The sequence below is a fragment of the Romboutsia weinsteinii genome (genome assembly GCF_002250835.2).
Taxonomy (GTDB): Bacteria; Bacillota; Clostridia; order Peptostreptococcales; family Peptostreptococcaceae; genus Romboutsia_A; species Romboutsia_A weinsteinii.
This window is the reverse complement of sequence record NZ_NOJY02000091.1, coordinates 1-7,269: the sequence shown is the minus strand read 5'-3', so window position 1 is coordinate 7,269 and position 7,269 is coordinate 1. Positions and strand designations below refer to the sequence as shown.

Here is a 7,269-nt window from a genome sequence, read left to right as displayed (position 1 = left end):
GGAGTGTACACAGCAGGTGCGGCTCAAAGATTTAGTAATATGGATGGTTATATGGTAGGTAAAGAAATAGTTATATATGGATCAGGAGATATCGGTTTAATAATGGCTAGGCGTATGACTTTAGAAGGTGCTAAGGTAAAAGCGGTAGTAGAGATAAATCCTCATTCAAGCGGATTAACAAGAAATATAGTTCAATGCCTAGACGATTTCGATATACCGCTTAAGTTAAGTACATCTATAAGTTATATTCATGGAAAGGATAGAGTAAGTGGAGTAACTCTTACAAATTTGGACGAAAATAGAAATCCTATAGCAGGAAGTGATGAGCGTATAGATTGTGATACAGTGTTATTATCTGTAGGACTAATACCAGAAAATGAACTTAGTGTAGAAGCAGGAGTAAATCTTGATATTAAAACAAGTGGACCAATAGTAAATAACACTATGGCAACAAATATAGATGGTGTATTTGCTTGTGGTAATGTTGTTCATGTTCATGATCTTGTTGATTTTGTAACTAAAGAAAGTAAAATAGCAGGAAAGAATGCAGCTCTATATTGTTTAAATACATTAGAACAAAATAAAACTGTAGATACTATAGCTGGTAAAGGTATAGGATATATAGTTCCACAGCACATAGATATAAATAGTAAAGAAGATGTTAACTTGTTTATGAGAGTACAAAATATATGCCAAAACAAAAAGTTAGTGGTAAGAAGTGGAGACAATATTGTTTTAGAAAAGAAGAGATTGCATATGATACCGTCTGAGATGGAAAGTATTAATTTAAAATATGATACATTAAAAAATATTACAGGTAATATTTCTGTAAGTGTTGAGGAGGTTTAGATATGAATGCATTAGATTGTCTTGCGATTTCTTATGAAGATGATGAACTATTAAAGTCAAATAAAACTGAGCTAACTTGTATAGTTTGTCCTATGGGATGCCATTTATATGTAGAGAAGGTTAATGACCATTATAAAGTAGAGGGTAATACATGTAGAAGAGGAGAAAAGTATGCAGTAGAGGAGTTAACTAATCCTAAAAGAGTGATAACTACAACTGTAAAACTAAATAATTCTTACTTAAATTTGTTGCCTGTTAAAACAGAAGATTCAGTACCAAAAGGTATGATTTTTGAAATTATGGAAGAACTAGATAAAGTAAATGTAACTGCACCTATTAAGATAGGGGATATTATAATAGAAAATGTTTTAGGTACTGGAGTAAATGTTATAAGTACTAAAACTATAGAATGCAATAATAAGTACTAAATTTAATATAGCATTAACTATTAGTTATAGTAATAATTTAGTATTGTGATTAATAATAAAAAAACTGGCACTATATAAGTGTCAGTTTTTTTATTATTTAAGCTTCTGATCCAGCTAAAACTTCTGATTTTTTTAGTGTTACATATTTTTCAAGTCCTTCTTTAAGAAGTATAGCAGCTCTATGAAGATCCTTTTCGTTAAGTATGTAAGCAAGTCTTACCTCGTCACGACCTAGTCCTTCGGTAGCATAGAATCCTTCAGCTGGACATGGCATAACCGTTTCATTTTCATCGCTAAATTCATTAAGCATCCAAACTACAAATTCTTCAGCATTTTCAACTGGTAACTTAGCTACTATATAAAATGCGCCAGTTGGTTTTTTACATATAACTCCGTCAACTTTCATCAACTCATCATATAATACATCTCTTCTTTTTCTATATTCATTATTAACTTCTTTAAAATAAGAAGTAGGAGTTTTGTACAATTCAACAGCACCTATTTGCTCTAATGTAGCAACACAAAGTCTACCTTGGCAAAGCTTAAGTATTTGTGATATAAGTCCTGTATTTTTACAGGCTATAGAACCTATTCTTGCACCACATGCACTGTATCTTTTTGAAACACTATCTATTATTACAACTCTATCTTCGATCTCTTCAATATTTCCAAAACTTGTATATTCTAAGCCATCATATACAAACTCTCTATACACTTCATCCGCTATTATCCATAAATCGTTTTCCTTAGCTATCTGTGCAATCATATCAATCTCAGCTCTAGTGTAAACTGTACCAGTAGGATTACCTGGATTAGATAATAATATAGCTTTTGTATTTGGATCTATTCTAGATAATATTTCTTCTTTACTAGGTAAATGGAAGCCTTCTTCAGCTTTAGTAGTTATAGGTTTAACTGTAACATTTGCACACTGAGAGAATCCATTATAATTAGTATAGAATGGCTCTGGGGCAAGGATATTGTCACCTGGGTCACAAACTGCCATTATAGTGAAAAGTAAGGCTTCACTACCACCATTAGTAATCAATATTTGACTATCATTAAAATGCATATCATAAGTAGTATAATAGTCCCTAATAGCATGGATTAACTCTGGAATACCAGGTGATACTGCATACTCTAATACTTCACTATCAAAATTTTTAACTGCATCGAAGAATCCTTTAGGTGTTTTGATATCTGGCTGACCTATATTTAAATGATATACCTTAGTTCCCCTTGATTTTGCATCTATTGCATAAGGAACTAGTTTTCTAATTGGAGATTCTTGCATAGAGCTTAATCTCTTTGAATATTTCATTTAAAATACCCCCTATAATTTTACATTATTAAATTAATTTTGGAAATAATTGCTATCAATATTATAGTAGCACAGTAAATATTAAAAATCATTATAAACAAATAATATATAATGAAAATATGATTAGATAAAATGACAATATATAAAAAAAATTGATATAATATAAGGTAGGTAAAATAGACATTATGGAGGTATAAAATCATGAATTTTATAACATGTGAAGAGCTTATATCAAAATTAGAAGAAAATAAATATATAGTAATAGACTGCCGTTTTGATTTGATGAATAAAAGTTATGGTAAAGAGTCTTATGAAAAAAATCATATAGTTGGAAGTTTTAGACTTGATATGGAGGACGACTTAACATCAGAAGTAAAAGAACATGGGGGCAGACACCCATTTCCTGATTTAGAAATATTAAAAATAAAGTTAGACAACATTGGAATAAACAATGATAGTGAAATAGTACTATATGATGATGGAGAGATAGCTGGGGCTGGTAGAGCATGGTCTTTACTAAAATACATGGGCCATGAGAAGGTTTATGTTTTAGATGGTGGAATTAAAGAGTATATAAGAAATGGTGGAAAAGTTAGTAGCGAAGTAAATGTTGATGTAGAAGCTAGTAATTATGAAGTTAATGTAAACAAAGATTACATATGTGATGTTAATTATATAAAAGAAGCTATAAAAAATAATAAGTCACTAATTATAGACTCAAGAGAATATAAAAGATACATAGGAGAATTTGAGCCTATAGATAAAATAGCTGGGCACATTCCTACAGCAGTAAATTATTTCTATGGTGATGTATTAAAAAATAATGAATTTGGGAATCCTGTTATGAAAAGTAAAGAAGAACTAAAAAAACACTTTAAAGAAATAGATGGTTATGATGAAGTTATATTATATTGTGGTTCAGGTATTACTGCAACAGTAAATAGTATAGCACTAGCTGAGATAGGTTTAAAACATAAGATATATGCTGGTAGTTATAGCGATTGGGTATCTTATAAGGAAAATACTGTAGATACTCTATAAATATTATGTATTTAATAAAAGGGGGCTTAAATTGTGAAAGAATTAAGAGTTGATTCTATTACTAACGATCTAGTAATACTAGCATATGATAGAGCTAAAAGACCACTAGACAAGGTCAAAGTAGAAATAGAAGAAGAAATAACTAATGAATACGAAAAAGAGTGCCCTTTTTGTAGAGAAAATGAAAACCTTACTACTGAAGAAACCTCAAGAATTGAGATTAATAATAAATGGATTACAAGGTCTGTATATAATAAATATCCTATAATAGACAATCTAAATGAATGTATATATGGGGAACATGAAGTTATAATAGATACGTATAGACATAATGGTAGTTTTTTTAATATGAGCTATGAAGAGTATGAGGCTTTATTTAAGATGTATAAAGATAGATACCAAGCTTTAAAAGAAGATAAAAAAATTGAATATATAACAATTTTTAAAAACTTTTTAAGAAAGGCAGGTGCATCGTTAGCTCATCCTCACTCACAAATTATGTCGCTTTCTTTAATACCTCCAGAGGTAAAAAATGAAATAAGCGTTGCAAAAGAGTATTACGAGAAAAATGGTAATTGCCTATATGAAAATATAATATCTAATGAAATTAAAGAAAAGAAAAGAATAATTCATAATGGTAGCAAATTTTTAGTAATAGCTCCATATGCAAGTAAATATAGTGGTGAAATAAGAATATTTTTTAAAGAAAAGATTAGATTTGAAGAAATTTCAGAAGAGGATATAAAAGAGTTATCTATTATAGTAAAAAAATTATTTGAAAATATTTATAATGTTAATGGATATTCACCTTTTAATATGTGTATTCATACTCACCCGCTTAAATGTAGCTCTGAAAAATATTTTAATGTACATATTCATATAATTCCTAGGAAGTTTAACTTTGGAGGATTTGAAGTTGGGTCAGATATGTATGTATCATCTAGTGAACCTGAGGCTTTAGCGCAAAAAATCAAGTTTGACTAAGAAAATAATTGGGTAAGATAAAAATATAAAAATTAAACTACTTAGGAGGCATCATGAAGTTTATATCATGGAACGTTAATGGATTAAGAGCTTGTGTGGGCAAAGGATTTTTAGATTATTTTAAATCAGTAGATGCTGATATACTTTGCTTACAAGAAACTAAGCTTCAAGAAGGACAAATAGATTTAGAATTAGAAGGATATCACCAATACTGGAACTATGCAGTAAAAAAAGGTTACTCAGGAACTGCAATATTTACAAAACAAGAGCCTTTAAGCGTAGCATACGGTATAAATATAGAAGAACATGACAATGAGGGAAGAGTTATAACTTTAGAGTTTGAAGATTTTCACTTTGTAACAGTATACACTCCAAACTCTCAAAGTGAGTTAAAGAGATTAGAATACAGAATGAAGTGGGAAGATGATTTTAGAAACTACTTATTAGCATTAGATGAGAAAAAGCCAGTTGTAGTTTGTGGAGATTTAAACGTTGCTCATAATGATATAGACTTAAAGAATCCTAAAACAAATAGAAAAAATGCTGGGTTTACAAATGAAGAGAGAGGTAAGTTTACTGAACTTTTAGATGCTGGATTTATAGATACATATAGATACTTTAATCCTGACAAAGAAGGAGCTTACTCTTGGTGGTCGTATAGATTTAGTGCAAGAGCAAAAAATGCAGGGTGGAGAATTGATTACTTCTGTGCATCTAAAAAATTAGAAGATAGACTAGTAAGTGCAGACATACACTCAGAAATATTAGGATCAGATCACTGTCCAGTAGAATTAGTTATGAGATAATAAAAAATAAGCATATATTTACATATTCACTAATAAAATATATAGAGTAAAATTTTACCTATTATTATTTTCGATTTTATAGGTAGTAAATTGTTAAGTATATTTTTACAAGGGAGGATATGTTTATGAATATATTAGATCTTACTAATAAGCTGGAAAAAGGGAAAAATTTAGGTGGAGAGATTGTATATATAAAAGAAGAGAATATTATCTATGGAATAGATTCAGTATATAAAGATCAAGAGGAACAAAGTGTAACTGTATTAAGATCAAAAGATGATACTATAAAGGTTGATCACTTTTTGACACTACTTAATGAAATATATGCAAATCTTGGAGATAAGGAAGTACTTATTGGAAGTAAAGAATATACAAGAGACTCGGTAAGAGAAATAACATCGATAGAGTTTGCGCAATATGAGTCTTCAAAAATGTTATTTATAAATATATAAAATTAAAAAAGATAGATCATCTATACAGATATCTATCTTTTTTTTATTGGCACATCTATTAAAAATTGATGAGTTTTCCCCATTTTATAGGCTAGATCAATAATCTTTTTATCATCTTCAGTTAAGTCTCTATTTAATATAGCTTTAAACTCATTAAATAAACTATTATAATCAATTTGTGTTTTAGTATTACGCTTAACTCTAGATGGCTTAATAGGTGTATATATATACATCTCAGGAACAATACTAGGTGAGTATATTCTGATGAATACTTGAGCTGTATAATACGCATCATTTAAGGCATTATGATAAGATTTTTCTTCTTCTAAGCCTAATAACTCTATTGAATTTTGTAATCCAATACTTTTTCCTGATGGATTTTTAAAATATTTAGACGCATGTTGCTGAATATTTATATATGATTTTGGTAAGCTTTTCAGCGATAGACCATGATACATTATATTTCTATAAAGCTCTTTTAAATCTCCACTTCCCCAGACACAAAGAACTGGATCTTTTGAAGATATAAACTTTCTGAACTCTTTATATGCTTGAGAAAAGCTTGGTGCATCCTTTATATGAGAATTATTGATTCCAGTCATCTTACCAATAAAAGGATGTATCTCTTTATAAATACTTGGCTTTATGTAGCTATTAAAGGTATCTATGATATTAAACTTAGAATCTAATTTTATTGCTCCAATTTGAATGATTTCAAAAGGACATTTTTCATTAGGCACAGTTTTATTAAGAGATCTATCGAAGCCTTGGTTAAACTCTAAGTCAAAAACTATATATTCCATATTATTTTTCTCCTAAATTTTCTTATATATAATATCATAAGTTATTTTATAGTATTTTGAAAGCATGATTACAATAAAAAAATATTTTTTTTAGTATGCCATTTCAGGAAAATGTTATATTTAACTTATTAACTTTATTATTAATTAAATATACCCATAAAATACAGATTAAAGTAAATAAAAAAATATTGTGAATCTTTCAAACATAGTATATAATATTAACAAGAAAAAAGTCGAATTATAATTTAAAAAAATATAAAAAGGTACATGAAAAAGGGAACTGAATCATCATGCATGGGAGGAATTATATTTATGAGTAAAATGCTATATACAATAGAAAAATCAAATCACAGTGAAGAAGATTTAAAGAGAATCTTAAATGAGAATAAAAACATAAGGTTCGTGTCTTTAATGGGAGTTGACTTAGGTGGTAATGCAATTGATGAAAAAATACCTATGGAATTATTTTTAGAAGATGTAGGGGAGTTTTTAAATTCAGCTATACAAACTGATGGATCAAGTGTTGAGCTTTATAATATAGCTACATTAAATGATGCAAAAGTTGATTTAATGCCAGATACAACG

Annotated in this window: 8 protein-coding genes and 1 pseudogene; 7 read left to right on the top strand and 2 right to left on the bottom strand. The window is 28.8% G+C overall.

Annotation, left to right across the window (positions count from 1 at the left end):
* Together CHL78_RS19095 and CHL78_RS19090 are read left to right on the top strand one after the other, a co-directional pair.
* A partial coding sequence (locus CHL78_RS19095; protein WP_116041718.1) for an NAD(P)/FAD-dependent oxidoreductase occupies positions 1 to 849 on the top strand: 849 nt, incomplete at its 5' end.
* Positions 850 to 851: 2 nt separating this feature from the next.
* Positions 852 to 1,277 carry a DUF1667 domain-containing protein gene (locus tag CHL78_RS19090; protein ID WP_094366773.1) on the top strand — a complete coding sequence of 142 codons (426 nt, stop codon included), beginning with the start codon at positions 852 to 854 and terminating at the stop codon, positions 1,275 to 1,277.
* Positions 1,278 to 1,374: 97 nt separating this feature from the next.
* Here the strand turns inward: CHL78_RS19090 and CHL78_RS19085 are convergent, their stop codons facing one another.
* On the bottom strand, positions 1,375 to 2,598 hold the full coding sequence (locus CHL78_RS19085) for a pyridoxal phosphate-dependent aminotransferase (RefSeq protein WP_094366774.1): 1,224 nt from the start codon (positions 2,596 to 2,598) through the stop codon (positions 1,375 to 1,377).
* A 201-nt stretch (positions 2,599 to 2,799) separates the two neighbouring features.
* Between CHL78_RS19085 and CHL78_RS19080 the strand changes: the two genes are divergently transcribed.
* The 4 genes from CHL78_RS19080 to CHL78_RS19065 all read left to right on the top strand — a co-directional run bounded on the left by CHL78_RS19080 (position 2,800) and on the right by CHL78_RS19065 (position 5,881).
* Complete coding sequence (locus CHL78_RS19080) at positions 2,800 to 3,639, top strand: sulfurtransferase (RefSeq protein WP_094366775.1); 840 nt, start codon at positions 2,800 to 2,802, stop codon at positions 3,637 to 3,639.
* A 33-nt stretch (positions 3,640 to 3,672) separates the two neighbouring features.
* Positions 3,673 to 4,623: a galactose-1-phosphate uridylyltransferase gene (gene galT / locus CHL78_RS19075; protein ID WP_094366776.1), complete on the top strand. Its 951-nt coding sequence runs from the start codon at positions 3,673 to 3,675 to the stop codon at positions 4,621 to 4,623.
* A 53-nt stretch (positions 4,624 to 4,676) separates the two neighbouring features.
* Complete coding sequence (locus tag CHL78_RS19070; RefSeq protein ID WP_094366777.1) at positions 4,677 to 5,429, top strand: exodeoxyribonuclease III; 753 nt, start codon at positions 4,677 to 4,679, stop codon at positions 5,427 to 5,429.
* A 125-nt stretch (positions 5,430 to 5,554) separates the two neighbouring features.
* Positions 5,555 to 5,881, top strand: coding sequence for a hypothetical protein (locus CHL78_RS19065; protein ID WP_094366778.1), 327 nt, complete (start codon positions 5,555 to 5,557; stop codon positions 5,879 to 5,881).
* A gap of 32 nt (positions 5,882 to 5,913) precedes the next feature.
* Here CHL78_RS19065 and CHL78_RS19060 read toward each other — a convergent pair whose 3' ends face one another.
* Positions 5,914 to 6,684, bottom strand: a complete 771-nt coding sequence (locus tag CHL78_RS19060; RefSeq protein ID WP_094366779.1) for a 3'-5' exonuclease — start codon at positions 6,682 to 6,684, stop codon at positions 5,914 to 5,916.
* A 312-nt stretch (positions 6,685 to 6,996) separates the two neighbouring features.
* Between CHL78_RS19060 and CHL78_RS19055 the strand changes: the two are divergent.
* Positions 6,997 to 7,269 (top strand): annotated as a pseudogene (locus CHL78_RS19055) (glutamine synthetase); the annotation flags it as partial.

What these genes read in the sequence shown, in the direction of transcription:
- CHL78_RS19065 (WP_094366778.1), top strand. Translation starts at nt 5,555, where the DNA reads ATGAATATATTAGATCTTACTAATAAGCTGGAAAAAGGGAAAAATTTA.
- CHL78_RS19070 (WP_094366777.1), top strand. Translation starts at nt 4,677, where the DNA reads ATGAAGTTTATATCATGGAACGTTAATGGATTAAGAGCTTGTGTGGGC.
- CHL78_RS19090 (WP_094366773.1), top strand. Translation starts at nt 852, where the DNA reads ATGAATGCATTAGATTGTCTTGCGATTTCTTATGAAGATGATGAACTA.
- CHL78_RS19060 (WP_094366779.1), bottom strand. Translation starts at nt 6,684, where the DNA reads ATGGAATATATAGTTTTTGACTTAGAGTTTAACCAAGGCTTCGATAGA.
- CHL78_RS19080 (WP_094366775.1), top strand. Translation starts at nt 2,800, where the DNA reads ATGAATTTTATAACATGTGAAGAGCTTATATCAAAATTAGAAGAAAAT.
- CHL78_RS19085 (WP_094366774.1), bottom strand. Translation starts at nt 2,598, where the DNA reads ATGAAATATTCAAAGAGATTAAGCTCTATGCAAGAATCTCCAATTAGA.